This is a genomic window from Olleya sp. AS48 (assembly GCF_038900355.1).
GTDB lineage: Bacteria > Bacteroidota > Bacteroidia > Flavobacteriales > Flavobacteriaceae > Olleya.
The window spans coordinates 27,513-45,047 of the sequence record NZ_JBBMRD010000008.1 but is presented as its reverse complement, the minus strand read 5'-3'; the positions used below and the strand labels follow the sequence as shown (position 1 = coordinate 45,047).

Annotated in this window: 20 protein-coding genes; 7 read left to right on the top strand and 13 right to left on the bottom strand. The window is 29.7% G+C overall.

Annotated features, from left to right (window positions below; all coding sequences use genetic code 11):
- Positions 1-18: 18 nt before the first annotated feature.
- From WNY60_RS10885 to WNY60_RS10855, 7 genes are read right to left on the bottom strand one after another with little or no spacing between them, the layout of a single operon-like run.
- On the bottom strand, positions 19-693 hold the full coding sequence (locus tag WNY60_RS10885; RefSeq protein WP_342862386.1) for a DUF1361 domain-containing protein: 675 nt from the start codon (positions 691-693) through the stop codon (positions 19-21).
- Positions 680-1,063, bottom strand: coding sequence for a DUF2809 domain-containing protein (locus WNY60_RS10880; RefSeq protein WP_339808408.1), 384 nt, complete (start codon positions 1,061-1,063; stop codon positions 680-682). Before WNY60_RS10880 ends, WNY60_RS10885 begins: the two co-directional genes overlap by 14 nt.
- A complete protein-coding gene (locus WNY60_RS10875; RefSeq protein ID WP_342862385.1) occupies positions 1,063-1,692 on the bottom strand; it encodes an ElyC/SanA/YdcF family protein in 630 nt (209 codons plus the stop codon). The genes WNY60_RS10880 and WNY60_RS10875 overlap by 1 nt, the downstream gene beginning before the upstream one ends.
- Position 1,693: 1 nt before the next feature.
- Positions 1,694-2,167 carry a Coq4 family protein gene (locus WNY60_RS10870; RefSeq protein WP_342862384.1) on the bottom strand — a complete coding sequence of 158 codons (474 nt, stop codon included), beginning with the start codon at positions 2,165-2,167 and terminating at the stop codon, positions 1,694-1,696.
- A gap of 46 nt (positions 2,168-2,213) precedes the next feature.
- The gene (locus WNY60_RS10865) at positions 2,214-2,507 is read right to left on the bottom strand and encodes a transcriptional regulator (RefSeq protein ID WP_342862383.1); all 294 of its coding nucleotides are present in this window, start codon (positions 2,505-2,507) and stop codon (positions 2,214-2,216) included.
- A 33-nt stretch (positions 2,508-2,540) separates the two neighbouring features.
- Positions 2,541-3,008 (bottom strand): hypothetical protein, encoded by a 468-nt coding sequence (locus WNY60_RS10860; protein ID WP_145002664.1) that lies wholly within the window; start codon positions 3,006-3,008, stop codon positions 2,541-2,543.
- A complete protein-coding gene (locus WNY60_RS10855; protein WP_342862382.1) occupies positions 3,005-3,613 on the bottom strand; it encodes a hypothetical protein in 609 nt (202 codons plus the stop codon). The genes WNY60_RS10860 and WNY60_RS10855 overlap by 4 nt, the downstream gene beginning before the upstream one ends.
- A gap of 145 nt (positions 3,614-3,758) precedes the next feature.
- Here WNY60_RS10855 and WNY60_RS10850 point away from each other — a divergent pair, with 145 nt between their 5' ends.
- Entirely contained in the window at positions 3,759-4,133 is a 375-nt protein-coding gene (locus tag WNY60_RS10850; protein ID WP_145002658.1) for a hypothetical protein, read from the top strand.
- 6 nt (positions 4,134-4,139) lie between these two features.
- Entirely contained in the window at positions 4,140-4,487 is a 348-nt protein-coding gene (locus WNY60_RS10845; protein WP_342862381.1) for a DUF1801 domain-containing protein, read from the top strand.
- Position 4,488: 1 nt separating this feature from the next.
- Here the strand turns inward: WNY60_RS10845 and WNY60_RS10840 are convergent, their stop codons facing one another.
- Genes WNY60_RS10840 through WNY60_RS10820 form a run of 5 tightly spaced genes read right to left on the bottom strand, consistent with a single transcriptional unit; the run spans position 4,489 to position 9,806 of the window.
- Positions 4,489-5,349, bottom strand: a complete 861-nt coding sequence (locus tag WNY60_RS10840; RefSeq protein ID WP_339808412.1) for a hypothetical protein — start codon at positions 5,347-5,349, stop codon at positions 4,489-4,491.
- Between the two features lie 22 nt (positions 5,350-5,371).
- Positions 5,372-6,190 (bottom strand): 3-deoxy-8-phosphooctulonate synthase, encoded by an 819-nt coding sequence (kdsA, locus tag WNY60_RS10835; RefSeq protein WP_145002649.1) that lies wholly within the window; start codon positions 6,188-6,190, stop codon positions 5,372-5,374.
- A gap of 30 nt (positions 6,191-6,220) precedes the next feature.
- Entirely contained in the window at positions 6,221-7,414 is a 1,194-nt protein-coding gene (locus tag WNY60_RS10830) for an FtsX-like permease family protein (RefSeq protein WP_342862380.1), read from the bottom strand.
- On the bottom strand, positions 7,411-8,043 hold the full coding sequence (locus WNY60_RS10825; RefSeq protein ID WP_342862378.1) for an ATP-binding cassette domain-containing protein: 633 nt from the start codon (positions 8,041-8,043) through the stop codon (positions 7,411-7,413). The genes WNY60_RS10830 and WNY60_RS10825 overlap by 4 nt, the downstream gene beginning before the upstream one ends.
- Positions 8,044-8,048: 5 nt before the next feature.
- The gene (locus WNY60_RS10820) at positions 8,049-9,806 is read right to left on the bottom strand and encodes a DUF4836 family protein (protein WP_342862377.1); all 1,758 of its coding nucleotides are present in this window, start codon (positions 9,804-9,806) and stop codon (positions 8,049-8,051) included.
- A gap of 239 nt (positions 9,807-10,045) precedes the next feature.
- Here WNY60_RS10820 and typA point away from each other — a divergent pair, with 239 nt between their 5' ends.
- The 4 genes from typA to WNY60_RS10800 all read left to right on the top strand — a co-directional run bounded on the left by typA (position 10,046) and on the right by WNY60_RS10800 (position 15,514).
- On the top strand, positions 10,046-11,845 hold the full coding sequence (gene typA, locus WNY60_RS10815) for a translational GTPase TypA (protein WP_145002636.1): 1,800 nt from the start codon (positions 10,046-10,048) through the stop codon (positions 11,843-11,845).
- A gap of 421 nt (positions 11,846-12,266) precedes the next feature.
- On the top strand, positions 12,267-13,106 hold the full coding sequence (locus WNY60_RS10810) for a GNAT family N-acetyltransferase (RefSeq protein ID WP_342862376.1): 840 nt from the start codon (positions 12,267-12,269) through the stop codon (positions 13,104-13,106).
- Entirely contained in the window at positions 13,103-14,206 is a 1,104-nt protein-coding gene (locus WNY60_RS10805; RefSeq protein WP_342862375.1) for a DegT/DnrJ/EryC1/StrS family aminotransferase, read from the top strand. Before WNY60_RS10810 ends, WNY60_RS10805 begins: the two co-directional genes overlap by 4 nt.
- The gene (locus WNY60_RS10800) at positions 14,207-15,514 is read left to right on the top strand and encodes an O-antigen translocase (RefSeq protein WP_145002626.1); all 1,308 of its coding nucleotides are present in this window, start codon (positions 14,207-14,209) and stop codon (positions 15,512-15,514) included.
- Here the strand turns inward: WNY60_RS10800 and WNY60_RS10795 are convergent, their stop codons facing one another.
- Complete coding sequence (locus tag WNY60_RS10795; protein WP_342862373.1) at positions 15,515-16,657, bottom strand: glycosyltransferase; 1,143 nt, start codon at positions 16,655-16,657, stop codon at positions 15,515-15,517.
- A 37-nt stretch (positions 16,658-16,694) separates the two neighbouring features.
- Between WNY60_RS10795 and WNY60_RS10790 the strand changes: the two genes are divergently transcribed.
- Entirely contained in the window at positions 16,695-17,534 is an 840-nt protein-coding gene (locus tag WNY60_RS10790) for a glycosyltransferase family A protein (RefSeq protein ID WP_145002619.1), read from the top strand.
- The last annotated feature ends 1 nt before the right edge of the window (position 17,535 follow it).

Below are 17,535 nucleotides of genomic sequence, written 5' to 3'. Positions count from 1 at the left end.
AGTATAAAAAAAAGCTTCCTAATGGGAAGCTTTTTTGTTTGTAGTGTAATTTGTTTTTATGGCGTAATAACAGACACATAAAAACAATCCAAATACAATTGTAAATAGCCACGCTGTGTAATTTAAATTTGGATTTAGTATTATAAATACTGTTGTTTCTAATATAGTCCATGGTTTATTTAATACTTCCCAAGAATTAAATCTTAAAAAGCGACCTAAGTAAACTCCAAAACCAACTAATATAAATAACAACGGAATACTGAATGCAACAATATGTTTTTCGACGTAAGTCTTAAAAATAATTTCCATGGTCCAAACAGATTTAAAAAACAAAATTAATCCGGTAATAGCAAACATGGTGATAATTAACGTGTCTATCCAGAGTAAATGTTGACTACTATATTTTAAATGAAATAAGTCCGTAACTATATAAGGTGCGTTTGGTAAAAATAGTAACCATAGTAAACTGTTAGTAATTAGAGTTGATGATTTTATGTGTTTAAAAGTTGCTAAATAACTACTTATTAAATAGGGTAGTCCTGCTAAAAATAAATTCCAGATTAAAAATAAATAGTAGTAATTATTAGTTAATTTAATTCTTATTAGTAATAAAACCAAACTAAAAAAAGTTAGGAATATTATAGATAGTATGGTTTTATGTTCTGCTTGGATGATTTGTTTAATTGTTTTCATTAGTGATGTAATTTGTATCTATAAAATAGATAGTGATAATACCTAATGTATATGCGACTAAGTCAGCTATACTAAAGTGGCTGCCAAGCACGATTGAGGCTATTTTGTTATGTTTTAAATGTAATGTGTCAAGTAGGTTTGTTAGTTGGGCAAACTCAATACAAAAAGAGATTGCTAATGCCCAAATTGAAGCCTGAATACAATGTATTTTAAAAATGCTTTTTAGGCCACAATAGACTAATATAGAAGCCAGAAAATCGCCAACTGTAAATCGTATAAAACCATTTTTTAAGTAGTATGCAATTGCAATTTCTGTTAAAAGTATAATTAGTGTTAGCGCTAAAAATTTAGTATCAATTTTTATTGTCATTATAAGCTTATTTTTGGACCCAAAAACTTAGGTTGTGTATTAATAATAACATCTATAATTGCTTTGGTACGTGCTAAATACTCTCTTGCTTTGGTGCGCAAACCGTAACGTCTTATTACATCTTTTGCGTTAAAGGCAATAACGTTTAAATTATAGTGTTGTGCTAAATAAATGGCACGTTGGTTATGAAATTTTTGTGAGATTATTGTAAAACTATCCAAACCAAATATTTTGTTGGCTCTAATAACAGAATCTAATGTTCTAAATCCAGCATAGTCTAATATTATCTTATCTGCAGGAATACCAAGATTGATAAGGTCTTGTTTAAATGTTGAAGGTTCGTCATAATAACTAGTACTGTTATCTCCACTAATCAAAATACGTTCAACTTTTTTGTTTTTGTAAAGTAAATAAGCAGCTTCCAAGCGGTATTTGTAATATAAGTTTATAGTGTTATTACTTGTGTATTTGCTGGTGCCAAGTAATAAACCTACCTGGTTTTTAGGAATTACGTTTACGTCATTATAAAGTTTGTCTTTAGCTTTATAATTAATATAAAAGTGCGCCATTAAAATGGCGAGTACCATTATAGTTATGGCAATAATTATAAGTTTGATATAGGTTTTCATTTTAATAATTTAGATTAATAAATATAGAGCTTCTTAAAGTGCTAACTGAGGTGTTTAGTAATCCTTTATAATTTAGATTGTAAAAGGCATTTGCATTTTTGCCTATACGATACGATTTTATATAATACTTCCAATATTCTGGTAATATTAAGGAGCCTATAGTAATCACGCCAAACAAGTATATGCTGCGTTTACCATTACCAAAGCAAAGGTATTGTAAGGCTATTTCGTCTTCCTCAGTGGTATTATAGCCAGTCATTACGTGGTAGGCGTCGTGACGTTCTACTTTAGGAATTAACTCAAACCCATTGTGTTGTAAAAACAGGCCTAAATGATAACCAAAGGTGTCTTTTGGAAATTGTAATAGGTGTTGTTTTTTTATATGCCAAGGTTTGTTTTTTTTGAAGTATTTGGTGTAAATATGTTGTGTTATTTTAAATAACCATGCGACTAATTGTTTACGATGTGTTTTCATATTTTAAAGTACTTTGTTTTTCAAAGTGAATAGATAAAAAAATAGATTACTGTTTTTTGATTAATTTTTCAAGTGCATTAATGTGTTTTTTAAATTCGGCTTGACCTAACTTAGTAACACTATAACGTGTGTTTGGTTTACGATCTATAAATTGTTTTTCTACTGTGATATAATCTGCTTTTTCTAATGCTTTAGTGTGACTTGCTAAATTACCATCTGTCGCATCTAATAACGTTTTTAGGGTTTTAAAATCTGCGTACTCATTTACCATTAAAACAGACATAATTCCTAGCCTAATCCTATGGTCAAATACTTTATTGATGTTGGTTATTATACTCATTTTATATTATGCGAAAATAGGAATCTTTGCTAATTAATCTGTTATCATAAACTTTTTAACTTTTGCTACCACATTGTTTTTAAAAGTGATTTGTAAACTATGAAACTGAACACCAAAGCCTGCACTAGATATTCCTAAATCATAAACCCACTGATTATCACTAGTGCTATTAGAAGGATTTCCCAGAAGCGTAACAACTTCAGACTTGTTTTTTAGTTTTAAAATTTGATTATCAATTATGTCATCTCTCATTTTATATCTTGATGTTTTTTCTGTACGCCATTTTTGTTCATTAAATGTTGACTCTGGTATGTACTCGATATAACTTATCAATAATAATATTAAACCATAATACACTAAAGGAGTGCTAATAATACTTATAACTATAGCTGTGATTTTGGCTTTTTTTAAATTATGATTGTACTTTTTTACAACCCAGAAAGTTGTGTAAAATAGTATTATTGCTATGATTGTTAATATAATCGGAACTTCAATGCTCATTTTTTATCGTATTTAAAATGCATATAAGTACCATAAATAATGTGCATAAAGCCAAAACCAATAACCCAAATCCAAAAACCATAACCAGGATAAAGTGTTGCTATAAGTCCTAAAATAATTTCGGTATAGCCCAAATATTTTATGTTTCCAATACTATATTTAGAGGCATTTATTAATGCCAAACCATAAAATATTAGCATCAAACCACCTGTTTGACCATAGCGACCTTGGCTAAGTATTATTAAAATATATAAACCACCAACGACTAACGGAATTAGAAAATTAAATATTAATCGTCTTGATGAGGTGTCCCAAATTTTTTCGTCATTTTTTTTTGCCTTTTTAGTAGTTAAATAAATACCAGTAACAATACTTAAAAAAGCAACCATAAATAGTATAAATATTATGGTTTTAAAAACCCATCCATCTAATAATAATGTACCATAACTATAGGTGGTTACGTAATAATAGGTCATTGCAGCACCTACAAGTGCATAGATACCAGCTAAAATTCCAGATAAACCACTTAGCGAAATAAACCTAGAAGACTTATTCATAAGGTTTTTAATCTCGCTGATATCTTTTAAATAATCTTTGTTGCTCATAATTAAAGTACTTTGAATTACAAAGTAAGTTTAATTAATTAGAATATAAAAGTTAAAGGTTTATTAATTTTCATTTTAACATTTGCCCAATGCATGGTTTATTTTTCATAAATTTATAATCTAACCAATTTAAATCAAATAAATCATGGCATTAACAGGATTACTATTAGACATTGCTAACATTTCTGGAGGCTTATTATTAGGATTAGCTACTTTAGATAAATGGGATGGTGAAGCTAATTTTTTTAATAAAATTGCAGGTGTTTTAGCACCTTTTCAAACCGTTATTGGTGGCGCACTTATAGTGTTGCCTATTTTAATTATACTAGGAGGAGGGTTTGGTATTTTTAGTATTGTAAGTATTATTGGAGGTATACTATTGTTAACTCACGTATTTGGAAAAGTGCCTGCTTTAGAAGAGACATTAAGAAAAATATCAGACAAGTTAATGCCTTTTAAAGCTATTATAGGTGTAGCATTATTAGCTATTGGTGTGCTTAGCTTACTACATATATTATAGAAAAAAGTGAATCCTGCAGCGCATTATATTTTAAAACAACCGGAACCCTATCGTTCTATATTATTGCATTTGCAGGTTATTATTGAGCATGCAATAATCAACTTTGAATTAAAGTACAAATGGAGCATTCCGTTTTATTACGTAAACGGAATGCCATTTTGTTATTTAAATGCAAGTCATAAAAATCAATTTGTTGATTTGGTTTTTGTTAAAGGCAATCAATTAACTGTTTTTAAGACACATCATGTTATTGAAAATAGGAAAAAAATGATATCATTAAGATACAAGTCTTTGGACAAAATAGATGATACCGTAATTAATGCTGTATTGCAAGAAGCTTTAACGTTGCAATAGACTATAGTCTAAAGCGTCCACCAATTGAAAAAACACGTTGTAAAAACCAAAAATGTTGCGATGCACTCTCATTAGCATTACTTGTTGTTCTAATATCTGGCATATTAATAAAGCCACCTCTTAAATCTGTTTGAATAAAAAAATATTTAAAAAAGGTAAGGTTTAAACCTACAGTTGCAGAAAATCCATATCCAGATAAATGAAACTCGTCATAAGTATCTTTACCTAAAAGTGTCGTATTAGATTTAGGATATAGCACTCCAGCACCAAGACCTTCAGTAATATTTAATTGAAATTTATCAGTGTTATTAATTTTAAAGATAGAAGAAATATCATCAAATCTATTTAACTCTAAATACACGTAGTTTAACCCATTGGTATGTTCAAATTTTAAAAAATCTTCTGAAACAACATACTCACTTCCATCAAATTCTTGGTTAAACACACTACCTTCTTCATCTGCAGGAAGGTTAACATAACCTGTAACATTCTGGCTACGGTTTCTGTTCATTACATATTTCATATGATCTACACCAAGTGAAATATTGTATTTGTCAGAAATAAAATAACCAGCTTTAAAATTAGTTTGTGGTATGGTCATTCTAGTTGGATTAATATAATCTATATGCCAACCTTTAGGTTTGTCTTCGGCAGTAGCGTTGTCAATAGTAAAGTCGTAACCATTACCTTTAAACCTAATGTCAGATTCAGAAAATGTTTCTCTGTTTCCTCCCCAACTGATATAAAACTTTCCTTTGTTGTTAGCAGTGTATTTTTGTAAGTCAATATTGTCTTGAGCAAATGTTAATGTAGACAATAGGGTAAGACCCACTAAGGCTATTTGCCTTAATAAATGTTTCATTTGTTATTATGTTTAAGGGATATTATAGGCTATTAATAGTCTTTCTAATAGCAGTTAAGTTAGTTAATAACGCTTCCAAGTTATCTAGGTGTAACATATTGGCACCATCACTTTTTGCATTTGCAGGATCAAAATGTGTTTCGATAAATAAACCATCAACATTATTTACAATTCCAGCACGAGCAATAGTTTCGATCATATCAGGTCTTCCACCAGTGACACCAGCAGTTTGATTAGGTTGTTGTAAAGAGTGTGTTACATCTAATACAGTTGGTGCATATTGACGCATTGTTGGGATACCTCTAAAGTCCACAATCATATCTTGGTAACCAAACATCGTCCCACGATCTGTAATCCAAGCTTTGTCGCTTCCTGCATCTTTTACTTTTTGTACCGCATGCTTCATTGCTTCAGGACTCATAAATTGTCCCTTTTTAAGGTTAACAACCTTACCTGTTTTTGCAGCAGCAACTACAAGATCTGTTTGACGTACCAAAAATGCAGGTATTTGTAAAACATCTACATATTGTGCAGCCTTTGCAGCATCACTAACTTCGTGAATATCTGTAACCGTTGGAATGTCAAATTTTTCAGACACTTTAGCTAAAATCTCTAAAGCTTTTTCGTCACCAATACCTGTAAAACTGTCAATCCTACTTCTGTTAGCTTTTTTAAAACTACCTTTAAATACGTAAGGTATTTCTAACTTATTAGTAATAGTAACAACTTTTTCGGCAATTCTATAAGCCATCTCTTCGCCTTCAATAGCACAAGGACCACAAAGTAAAAAAAAGTTGTTGCTAGCTGTATGTTTAATTTTAGGGATATCTTGAAGTGTCATAATCGTAATAATTTATCTTGCAAAGATAAGTTAATTTTCAGAAGATAGTAGACTTGTATTAGGTCTTAACATTTGTTTGATTTTACTATTAGTATGTTTACGATAATACAGGGCTAAGCTAATAAAAATCAATACGCTTAATATTACAGAATAAATTATAGAAGTTATATTTGGTTGTACTTGTAAAACACTTAAATATGGCGAAAATATATACTTACAAATAATACTAAGGGTTAGTGCTATAATAATTGAAACAGCTAAAATTTTAAAAGCAATAGCATGATATACTTTTGCTATTTGTACTTTAGAGTATCCTAAAAAATGAAGTTGTGTTATGGTTTGCTTATTTTTTAGAATAAGTAAATTAATGTTAGTAATAACAAGATAAATAGACAGAATGGTAATTAATAAGCCAATACCTAATACAATACTAAGTATTAGTTTTAAAACATAGCTAAGTTTAGAGTTTTGAATGTCGTTGGATAAGTAATTGTATTTTTTTGAAGCTAAAAATTCTAATAATTTAGGGTCAGATGGATTAATAACATCAAGTATAATACGTGATATTTTATTTGCCTTTAAAGGACTTAATTTTTTGTTGGTATAGTTTAAAAAGGATTCTGGGACTAATATAGAATTTATTTTTTCTGAAGCATCTAAAATATACGCACGATAATTTTCTGTTTTATGTGTTCCGGATAACGTTAAGTCTATAGGGACTTGTCTTATTATTTTCTCGTTAACTTGTGGTAATCCAGAGCTAGTTGCATATCCAAAATTATATAAATTAATATAGTTTTTAGGAATAATTATTGGCACTTCTTTATCTCCTGGTTGCCATTTCCAGTCTTCATTGGTAATGTCAATAAACTCATCAGACACAGCCTCTAAAAACATTTCGGTTGATATTCCTGCATGATTAGGAAACGTAACACTTGCCAAAACACGATAAGTACCATGTGTAAAACCACCTGTTTTATTAATAAATGGTTGAGCGTTTAACTCAGTAATTTCATCAGATGTAAAAGCATTATCACGTCCTAAGTCCTTATATATTATTAAATTTTGGTTACCTAATAAGTCGTTTTTAGAATTAAAGATGGATTGTGTATCAACTAATAATTGAACTACAATTAATAAAATACCTAATCCTAAACTAGAGCTTAGCGCAAAAAATAATAGCTGTGATTTATGGACCTGTTTTTTTAAAAGTTGATCAATCATAATAATATTGTTTTAGTGTAGTCAATATTATATGTGTCTCCTAAACTAGCAATTATTAAGGTTGCTTGGTTAGTGGCAACTTCTTTATTTACAAGCGTGATGGCATTTGCAATTTGAGCCTCATCAATATGGCTAAAGGGTTCGTCAAGTAGTAACAATTTAAAAGGTTGGCACAATGCTCTGATAATAGCAATACGTTGTTGTTGACCGTAAGACAGGGTTTCAGCTTTTTTATGTGCTAATTGGTCGACCTCTAATTGTGACATCATCTCCAAGATTTCAGTCTCAGTTTTATGATTTGTAAGAGTGTTTTTTAACTGAATATTTTCTAAAGCAGTCAGTTCTGGAAACAATTTTAATCCCTGAAATACAATAGCGATTTGTTGCTTTCTAATAGTTGTCCAATCAGTATCTGTGAATGACGAAATTGAGGTGTCGTTAAACAAAATAGAGCCAGAGTATCTATTATTTAAACCGTACATAAAATTAAATAACGAGCTTTTTCCGCTTCCTGACACAGCTTTAACCAAGTATTTAGAATTAGGTTGAAACTCAAAATTTTTACTCCAGACTTCTGACGAAGCTGGAGTAAAATAATCTGGTACTATGGATTGTATATTGACTTGCACTTAGTCTAGTTTGATTCTGTAGATTCGATAACGGTTTCTTCAATTTCTATTTCATCCTCATCCTCATCTTTATTATTGTTTTCATATATAGTACTCATAGTTTTTGCTACTTCGTCACCATATAAAATGGTCTGTATTAATGAGTTTTTGTTTCCTTTAGTATAAGTAAAAGATTCGCCTCCATCTGTGTCAATAAAATAATGGTTTTCGCCATAATATTTAGTGTAAATCTCACTGCTTTTTTCTGAAATTTCATCCATAGCTGTATCGTTTCCATATCTATTGTAACTACTATAAGGATTGTACATATTGCCTAAACTTTTTGTAAAGTCATTGCTAAGTTCTGCAATATTTCCTTTTGTGTAAAGGTAAACGCTGTGTGATAATTTATCTTTATGTTTAAAGTCGCTTAAATTGTTGGCAAGTTTTCCGTTACTACTTATTTCATCAGCTTTACTTTGATCGTTTGTAAAAAAGATGTAATCTTCTGTAATAACCATAAAAGTACTACCGTCTATTTTAAAATAATTGGAGTTTAAGGTTTCTATTTGTGCACCTTTCTTTTTTACAATACTAAAAAACTGGTCAAATTTATTTTTATCTTTTAGGGCTACTGTACCGTACATGTTAGGTGTTTTTTTATCTACTACTTCATAGGTTTCTTCGTCAGTAAAATAATTATAATCATAAATAGTATCTTTTATTGTTTTACCTTCTGTCATGGCAAACATTAATGATCCATCAAATATTTTAGAAAAAGATTTAACGTCCATGCCTAGTTCTTTTTCTGTTTCGTTATTAGAATTTTTTATGTTTTTTCTTAATTCTTCTCTAGCTTGGATAGGTAAAGTTTTGTTGTCTTGTAGACTTAAAATATGCTCGTATAAGTTTTCAGGATCAATAGATAATTTTGCAAATAACAATGGGTTATCAGGCAATGCATTAAGCATAGACTTATCGTAGGACGTAGACATCCATTTTTTATAACCAATTAATGATTTAAAATCATCATTTAATTTTAAATTGGTTTTAGTGTATATGTGGTCTTGCTCAAAGCTACCATAATAAGATAGGTTGTTGTTTTCTAGATTAACATCCAAACCTGCAAAAGTATTTAGTAATCCATCAAATGCATCTCCTAATGGAGTAGAGGTTATGTGTAAACCCATGTCTTGTTTAGTGTCAAAAAAGGCATCAAAATAGTTGGTTGCTAATATGCAATTTTCTCTTTTTAATGTGGTAAGGTCCTTTAATTCTGCAGCAGCATAATTATTTGCACCAATAATTAATGCAGTTTTACCATTCCATCCAATTGCAATTTCTTTGTTTGCGTAAATAGTAAATTCTTGATCTTTACCAACATTAGTTTCTTTTTCTAAATTAGGAACTTCATCAATCATTGGTTGTATAAAGGCTTCAAAAGACGCTGCATCCTTAATAGGTAATATTAATCCACCAACACCAGATAGTCTTTTAAACGTACCAAAGCCTAAAATATATTCTTTTCTAAAGGTTTTATCTAAATTATCTTTTGATAGTAACTCTTGCACAAAACGCTTAATCTCTTTGGGTGCTTTATCTTCAATAAGTGTATTAATGTTTAATTGATTAAAGTCTAAATCTTTACTTTTTTCTGAAAGCGATTTTAAATTAACATACATAACACCAATAGCGTCTTTTGGTACAAAGTATGATTCTTCAATTTTTTTACTACAACTAGCAAATAATAATACGATAAGTAATACAAAGATAATTTTTTTCATGATGTGGTGAAAATGGTTTTTAAGTCGTTGATTAATAAGAATACAAAACTAATGATATATTGTTTTTGAAGAAATTTATTGGTTTAATTTACAAATATTTTCTTTAAATAGGCCTAACTATCTGTGTCTGTTAAGTTCAAAAAGTTACAATTTTTTAAAATGAATTTGTCAAATATAAATTAAAACGCTTTTTTATATAAAAAATGAGTACCTTTGCACGCTTAAAATAAGGCACAATTATGGCTAATATTAAAAACATTGCAATTATTGCACACGTTGACCACGGAAAAACGACGTTGGTTGATAAAATCATGTACCATTGTCAACTGTTTCGTGAAAACGAAAACACAGGAGACTTAATTTTAGATAATAACGATTTAGAACGTGAACGTGGAATTACGATTACATCTAAAAACGTATCAGTTATTTATAAGGATACTAAAATTAACATCATTGATACACCTGGTCACGCCGATTTTGGAGGAGAAGTAGAGCGTGTATTAAACATGGCAGATGGTGTTGTGTTATTAGTTGATGCTTTTGAAGGTCCTATGCCTCAAACGCGTTTTGTATTACAAAAAGCGATTGACTTAGGGTTAAAGCCTTGTGTGGTTGTAAACAAAGTTGATAAAGAAAACTGTACTCCAGATGAAGTACATGAAAAAGTTTTTGATTTAATGTTCGAGTTAGGAGCAGAAGAGTGGCAATTGGATTTTCCAACAGTTTACGGTTCGGCTAAAAATAACTGGATGAGTGATGATTGGAGAAAAGAAACAACTAACGTTGAGCCTTTATTAGATATGGTTGTGGAGCATGTACCTACACCAGTTTTTCCAGAAGGAACAACACAAATGTTAATTACATCTTTAGACTTTTCTTCTTTTACAGGTCGTATCGCGATTGGTAGATTACAAAGAGGAGAATTAAAAGAAGGTCAACAAATATCTTTAGTTAAAAGAGATGGTTCTATAACTAAAAGTAGAGTAAAAGAACTTTTTATATTTGAAGGTTTAGGACGTAAACGTGTTGATAGCGTACAAACAGGAGATATTTGTGCTGTTGTTGGTATTGAAGGTTTTGAAATTGGAGATACTATTGCAGATATCGAAAATCCAGAAGGTTTAAAATCAATTGCTATTGATGAGCCTACAATGAGTATGTTATTTACAATTAACGATTCTCCATTTTTTGGTAAAGACGGTAAATATGTAACATCTAGACACATTAAAGATCGTTTAGAAAAAGAATTAGAAAAAAACTTAGCACTTAGATTAGGTGAAACTGGTAGTGCAGATAAATTTATGGTTTTTGGACGTGGTGTATTACACTTATCAGTTTTAATTGAAACTATGCGTCGTGAAGGTTATGAATTACAAATTGGACAACCACAAGTTATCATTAAAGAAATTGATGGTGTTAAATGTGAGCCAGTTGAAGAGTTAACTATTGACCTTCCTGAAAGTGTATCAGGTAAAGCTGTAGAGTTTGTAACTTTACGTAAAGGTGAATTGTTAAGTATGGAAACAAAAGGAGATCGTATGATTTGCGAATTCTTAATTCCTTCTCGTGGTATTATTGGTTTACGTAACCAATTATTAACTGCAACTGCAGGTGAAGCTATTATGGCACACCGTTTTAAAGAATACCAACCATTAAGAGGTGCTATTCCTGGACGTATTTCAGGATCTTTAATCTCTATGGAAAATGGTAAAGCAATACCTTACTCTATCGATAAATTACAAGATAGAGGTAAGTTTTTTGTTGAGCCGGGAGAAGATATTTACGAAGGTCAAGTAATTGGTGAGAACTCTCGTCAAGATGATATGGCTGTAAACATTACTAAAGCTAAAAAGCAAAGTAACGTACGTAGTTCTGGAGCAGATGATAAAGCTAAGATTGTACCAGCTATCAAATTCTCGTTAGAAGAAGCTTTAGAATATATCCAAAAAGATGAGTATGTAGAGGTTACACCAAACCATATTCGTTTACGTAAGATCTATTTAACAGAAAACGATCGTAAGAGAAATAAGATTGCTTAATATTAGATTAGTTGTAAATACAACGGTCTAAATTATATAATATTAAAAGAGGTTTCTAGTTTAGAAACCTCTTTTTTTTGTTTACTACTAAATCTATCTTTATGCTTTAAGATAGATCTAAAACTGTTTAATCAAAGCGCTTGCAGTTTCATACTTTTAAATTTAGGTTTGCTGCGGTACATACTGTGTCTACCCTTATATTTATTCAGCAATTGGCTATAACTTATTTTTATAGTAAATTCTTCAATAAAAATTAGTACTTTCATTGCTTAAATAAAAGTGCGCTATTTTTTCTTTAACCATATATTCCGCTAAACATAAAAAGCTTTGGAACAGTTTTATTACTGAATCCAACAATGCAACATTTTTATTAAATCGAAATTTTATAGAATACCATAAAGATCGATTTGATGATTTTTCAGTGCTTATTTTTAAAGGAGAAAAACTAATTGCGGTTTTACCAGCAAATAAGGTTGGTGACACACTACATTCTCATCAAGGATTAACGTATGGTGGATTGGTAACACATAAGGCTCTAAAATTTAATGAAGTCTTAGAGGTCTTTAAATTACTTTTACAGTTTTTAGAAGATCACAATATATTGTATTTAAATATCAAGAGTTTACCTTCAATTTATGCTTCAGGACCAGACAGTCAGTTAGCCTATTTAATGTTTTTACTAAAAGCTAATGTACTAAGGCGTGATGCATTATCTGTTATTGATTATAACTTTATGCCAGAATCGATTTCTAGTAACAGAAAAAGAGGGTTTAAAAAAGGACAAGCCAATAATTTAGTAGTAAAGGAGGAAAGCAGTTTAGAAAATTTTTGGAATGCTATTTTAATACCTAATCTAAAAGCACAACATAATGTCAAACCTGTGCATACTTTAGAAGAAATGACATTGCTGCAATCCCATTTTCCAAATAATATACGACAGTTTAATGTATATAAAGGCGATACCATTGTAGCTGGAACAACTATTTTTGAAACTAAAAACGTCGCACATGCGCAGTACATTTCGGCTAATAGTGATAAGCAAGAACTTGGTAGTTTAGATGTATTGTTTCAATATTTAATACATATCGTTTTTAAGGATAAATTATTTTTTGATTTTGGAACATCAAATGTAAATAATGGATTAAATATTAACAAAGGACTATTGTATTGGAAAGAAAGTTTTGGAGCAAGAATGATTGTGCACGACTTTTATAGTGTTAGCACAAAAAATCACGAATTATTAAATTCAGTGTTTATATGATTAAGTTTTTAGACCTACCAAAAATAAACGCAAGATTTGAGACCCAATTTAAACACCAATTTGATTCGTTTTTAAGTACAGGTCAATACATATTAGGCGATGGTGTTAATACCTTTGAAACTAACTATGCAGCCTTTTGCGGAACTAAACATTGTATTGGTGTTAGCAATGGTTTTGACGCCTTAGTATTAATTTTTAAAGGATATATGGAGCTTGGTATATTAAATAAAGGAGACCAAGTTATTGTGCCTGCTAATACATTTATTGCTTCCATTTTGGCTTTGTTAGAAGTTGGGTTGGAACCAATCTTGGTGGAGCCTAATCCAATTACCTTTAATATTGAAGCTAAAGACATACAAAAAAGTTTATCCCATAAAACTAAAGCTATTTTAGTAGTGCATTTATATGGTCAGCTTAGTGATATGGAAGCTATAAAAAGTTTAGCAAATCAAAAACAATTATTAGTTATTGAGGATGCAGCACAGGCACATGGAGCTTTACATAAAAGGTTAAGTACAAAAGCAGGAAATTTAGGAGATGCTGCAGCGTTTAGTTTTTATCCAAGTAAAAACTTAGGGGCTTTAGGAGATGCAGGTGCAATTACCACTAATAATAGCCAATTAGCTGACATGATTTTTAAATTAAGAAATTATGGTACTAGCACTAAATATGAAAATGAAGTACTAGGTGTTAATAACAGAATGGACGAAATACAAGCTTTGTTTTTGGATATAAAGCTTAAAGCGCTAGAAAATGATAATAGCCATAGGCAATCAATAGCTAAACAATATATATCCAAAATCAACAATAATAAAATAAAACTGCCTTTTTATGATGGTACTAAAAACCATGTATTTCATTTATTTGTGATTTTAGTGGATAATAGAGAACAGTTTTTAGACTATTTAAAAGTAAATAATATAGAAGCAGCAGTACATTATCCTATTCCGCCACATAAACAAATTGCGCTTCAACGATTTAACCATATAAAATTTCCAATAACAGAAAAAATTCACGAAACTTGTGTAAGCTTACCTATTAGTCCAATAATGACTAGTTTAGAGGTAGATACAGTGATTGAAAAATTGAATAATTACTAATTGAAAAAAGTTCTAGACTACATAAATAATAATGTCCTAGTTAAGGTAGCTTCCCTTAATTCTGTGTCTGTAATTGTAAAAATTATAGCTGGATTTTTAACATCCAAATTTATAGCATTATTTGTGGGTTCAGAGGGTATGGCATTAGTTGGTAACTTACGTAACTTTGTAGGTTCTGTGCAATCCTTATCCATTTTAGGACTTTACAAAGGTGTTGTTAAGTATATCGCTCAGTTTAAAGATGATGCTTTTCAATTAAGTAAAACAATTTCTACCGTATTTTACATGGGATTTTGTTCTACACTATTAATGTCTATTCTAGTTTATTTTAAAGCAGAATTTATTAATGATTTAATTTTTAAAGACTACAACAACTACGCGTACGTTATTAGGATATTCTCTATGGCACTTCCGTTTTACGCGTTAAATATGTTTGCTTTTTCCATAATGAATGGCTTTGCAAAATATAAATACTTGATTGTATTTAATATTTTTGGTCAAATTTTAGGTGCTGTTATTACCATTTTACTGATTTGGCAAGAAAAAATTGATGGTGCATTAATCGCAGTTGTGATAGCAGAGTCCATTATTTTTTTAATAACACTTGTAGGTATTGCAAACCGAAAAAACTTTATTCCATTAATTAAAGCCAGTAACTTTAGTTTAAACTTTGCTAAAAAGCTTGGGTCATACTCAGGAATGGCGTTGTTTTCTGCAATTATTTTACCCTTAGTTGCAATATTAATTAGAAGTTATATTATTGATAATATAGGTTTAGAACAAGCCGGTTTTTGGGAAGCAATGAATCGGATTTCTAAATATTACTTACTATTTGTAAGTACATTATTAACCATGTATATTTTACCTAGATTCTCTGAAATAGACAATATTAAGGATTTTAGAAAAGAGGTATTTAGTTTTTATAAAACAATAATTCCAATATTTGCTTTAGGTTTAATCGTAGTCTATTTTTTAAGAAGTTTTATTGTTAGTTTAGTTTTTACTGAAGAATTTAGACCAGTTGAAGACTTGTTTTTATGGCAATTATTAGGCGATTTTATCAAAGTACTTTCAATTGTTATAGCTTACCAATTTTTAGCTAAACGTATGTTTTGGCATTATATAATTACCGAAGCTTTTTCAGTTACAACATTGTACTTTACTAGCAAGTATTTTATAGATGAGTTTGGTTTAGTTGGAGCAAATATGGCACATTTTGCAACTTATGTTATGTACTACGCTATTATCTTACTAATTTTCTATTCGTCATTATTTGGTGTAATTCCGGATAAATTAGAAGAGGATTAATTAGTTTTTATTCCAAGTATCTAAATAACGTTGTGCTATTGTAATGTAATCATGATGTTGCTTTACAAATGCGCTGGCATGACTTCCTATACTTTGTATTTGATTTGGATTATTAATTAACCATTCAAGTTTTTCAACTAAATAATCAGCATTAGGTAAGGCGTTAATAGCGACACTATTTTCTTTTAAGTTATAATATTGTAACCATTCTTTTTCAGCTCCTGTAAATAGCACTTTACCTTTATACATGGCTTCTAATGCATTGTATCCTTGGTCATATGAATAGACTTGATCTAATATTATATGTGCTTGATCGTAACTTTGTATGTACTTAGTATAGGGTAGATCAATGGTGCTAGATATGCTAACTTTTTCCGGATATTTATTAGCAATAATTTGCAACGCTTCAGAAAAATAATTGGCACCTTTTTTTAAACTTGATGTCGAGTTAATACCATGGAAAATATGAATTTTACCATCTGTTTCTAATGGTTTAAATTCTAATAAATCTGTGTTAATTGGATTTGGGATTAACCCTAAATATTTAGAATGGTTTATATAAGCTCTGTGGTAATCCATATCAGAACAGATTACACCATTAATGTTTTTGTTTATAAACTCATGTAAGTTTTTATAAGCTTTTGTTGTGTATTTTAACGAAAAATTAAATGTGTTTTTTAAGGCAGTATTGTTTAAATAAGGTGTTAAAACAGAATAGCCATTTGCTGGATTTAAAAAATAATTTATGGTTACATAATCTTCTCCACAAGCCAATAAATAGATAGACTTATTTTGCTTAAAAAGCTGTGAGTATAATTTTATAGACTGTTTTGGTGTTACGCCAAGTGCATCTTCATTTATTAATTGGACAACATCAAAATTTTTAAATTGTGGTAATAATTTTTTAAACTGCTGGTAGTATTCATTCTGAATTAAATTAACACCAAAAAGTCTAATTAATCCAGAGTTTAATAAACTTAAAAAGCGATTATTTTTAATTTTTGAAGTTAACAGATAATCAGATTCAAATTGTTTTAAGCCATCACCAGAACTAACTAAAGTCACCTGATGTCCTAAAGCAATCAAACCTTCTTTTAAAGAATTGTGTAGTCTGCTATATTCGCCAATTAATAATATCTTCATTTATATTTTATACATTTGTTTTCAAAGATAGAAGTTAATGGGCAATGCCAAAAAGAAAGATGTAAAATTAGAGTTGTTAGTAGCAACTATGTTTCAGACATCTATGGATTTTCTATCAAATATGTTTCCAAATAGTTCTTTTAAAAACTATAACATCCTGATAATTAATCAAACAGATCAATCTCACATTTTGGAGTCGACTGTAGATAATATTAGAGTGATAAATAGTTTTGAAAAAGGTTTGGCTAAAAGCCGAAACATGGCAATAAAAAATACGATTGGTCAGTTATGTTTAATTGTAGACGATGATGTTAAATTTAAACCAGATTTTGATAAAATTATTTTAGAAGCATATAATAGTAATCCTAATGCAGCTATTATAACTTTTAAAATGGAAGATTTTGAAGGTAATTTATTTAAAAATTATCCTCAAGTTAAGTGTCATGATTTAGAGTCCATTAAAGAAGTTAATTCTGTAGTGATTACGTTTAACACTAAATTAATAAAGCAAAACAGCCTACTTTTTAATGTCAATTTTGGATTAGGGTCCACTTTTGAAACCGCAGACGAATATATTTTTATGCGAGAGGCTTTAAAATTAAAAATGCAGACTATATTTGAGCCCAAGGTAATATTGTCGCATCCGTTTTTTAGTTCAGGCAAAGACTCTGGAAATGACAAATTAGTATATGCCAGAAGTGCCTTATATTACAAATATTCTGGTGTATTGGGATACTTAAAACTATGTAAATATTTATACATTGTACATAAGCAAGGTGCAATAAAAACAAATCAAATTATTAAAAAATTTAAAGTAGGTTTAAAAGGAATTTCAACTTATAAAAATCTAGTTAAATTAGGAATTGAAAAGTCTTAAA

Coding starts and splice junctions, on each gene's coding strand:
- WNY60_RS10880 (WP_339808408.1), bottom strand. CDS start 1,063: ATGACAATAAAAATTGATACTAAATTTTTAGCGCTAACACTAATTATA.
- WNY60_RS10820 (WP_342862377.1), bottom strand. CDS start 9,806: ATGAAAAAAATTATCTTTGTATTACTTATCGTATTATTATTTGCTAGT.
- WNY60_RS10870 (WP_342862384.1), bottom strand. CDS start 2,167: ATGAAAACACATCGTAAACAATTAGTCGCATGGTTATTTAAAATAACA.
- typA (WP_145002636.1), top strand. CDS start 10,046: ATGGCTAATATTAAAAACATTGCAATTATTGCACACGTTGACCACGGA.
- WNY60_RS10865 (WP_342862383.1), bottom strand. CDS start 2,507: ATGAGTATAATAACCAACATCAATAAAGTATTTGACCATAGGATTAGG.
- WNY60_RS10795 (WP_342862373.1), bottom strand. CDS start 16,657: ATGAAGATATTATTAATTGGCGAATATAGCAGACTACACAATTCTTTA.
- WNY60_RS10840 (WP_339808412.1), bottom strand. CDS start 5,349: ATGAAACATTTATTAAGGCAAATAGCCTTAGTGGGTCTTACCCTATTG.
- WNY60_RS10875 (WP_342862385.1), bottom strand. CDS start 1,692: ATGAAAACCTATATCAAACTTATAATTATTGCCATAACTATAATGGTA.
- WNY60_RS10790 (WP_145002619.1), top strand. CDS start 16,695: ATGGGCAATGCCAAAAAGAAAGATGTAAAATTAGAGTTGTTAGTAGCA.
- WNY60_RS10805 (WP_342862375.1), top strand. CDS start 13,103: ATGATTAAGTTTTTAGACCTACCAAAAATAAACGCAAGATTTGAGACC.
- WNY60_RS10850 (WP_145002658.1), top strand. CDS start 3,759: ATGGCATTAACAGGATTACTATTAGACATTGCTAACATTTCTGGAGGC.
- WNY60_RS10860 (WP_145002664.1), bottom strand. CDS start 3,008: ATGAGCATTGAAGTTCCGATTATATTAACAATCATAGCAATAATACTA.
- WNY60_RS10830 (WP_342862380.1), bottom strand. CDS start 7,414: ATGATTGATCAACTTTTAAAAAAACAGGTCCATAAATCACAGCTATTA.
- WNY60_RS10885 (WP_342862386.1), bottom strand. CDS start 693: ATGAAAACAATTAAACAAATCATCCAAGCAGAACATAAAACCATACTA.
- kdsA (WP_145002649.1), bottom strand. CDS start 6,190: ATGACACTTCAAGATATCCCTAAAATTAAACATACAGCTAGCAACAAC.
- WNY60_RS10855 (WP_342862382.1), bottom strand. CDS start 3,613: ATGAGCAACAAAGATTATTTAAAAGATATCAGCGAGATTAAAAACCTT.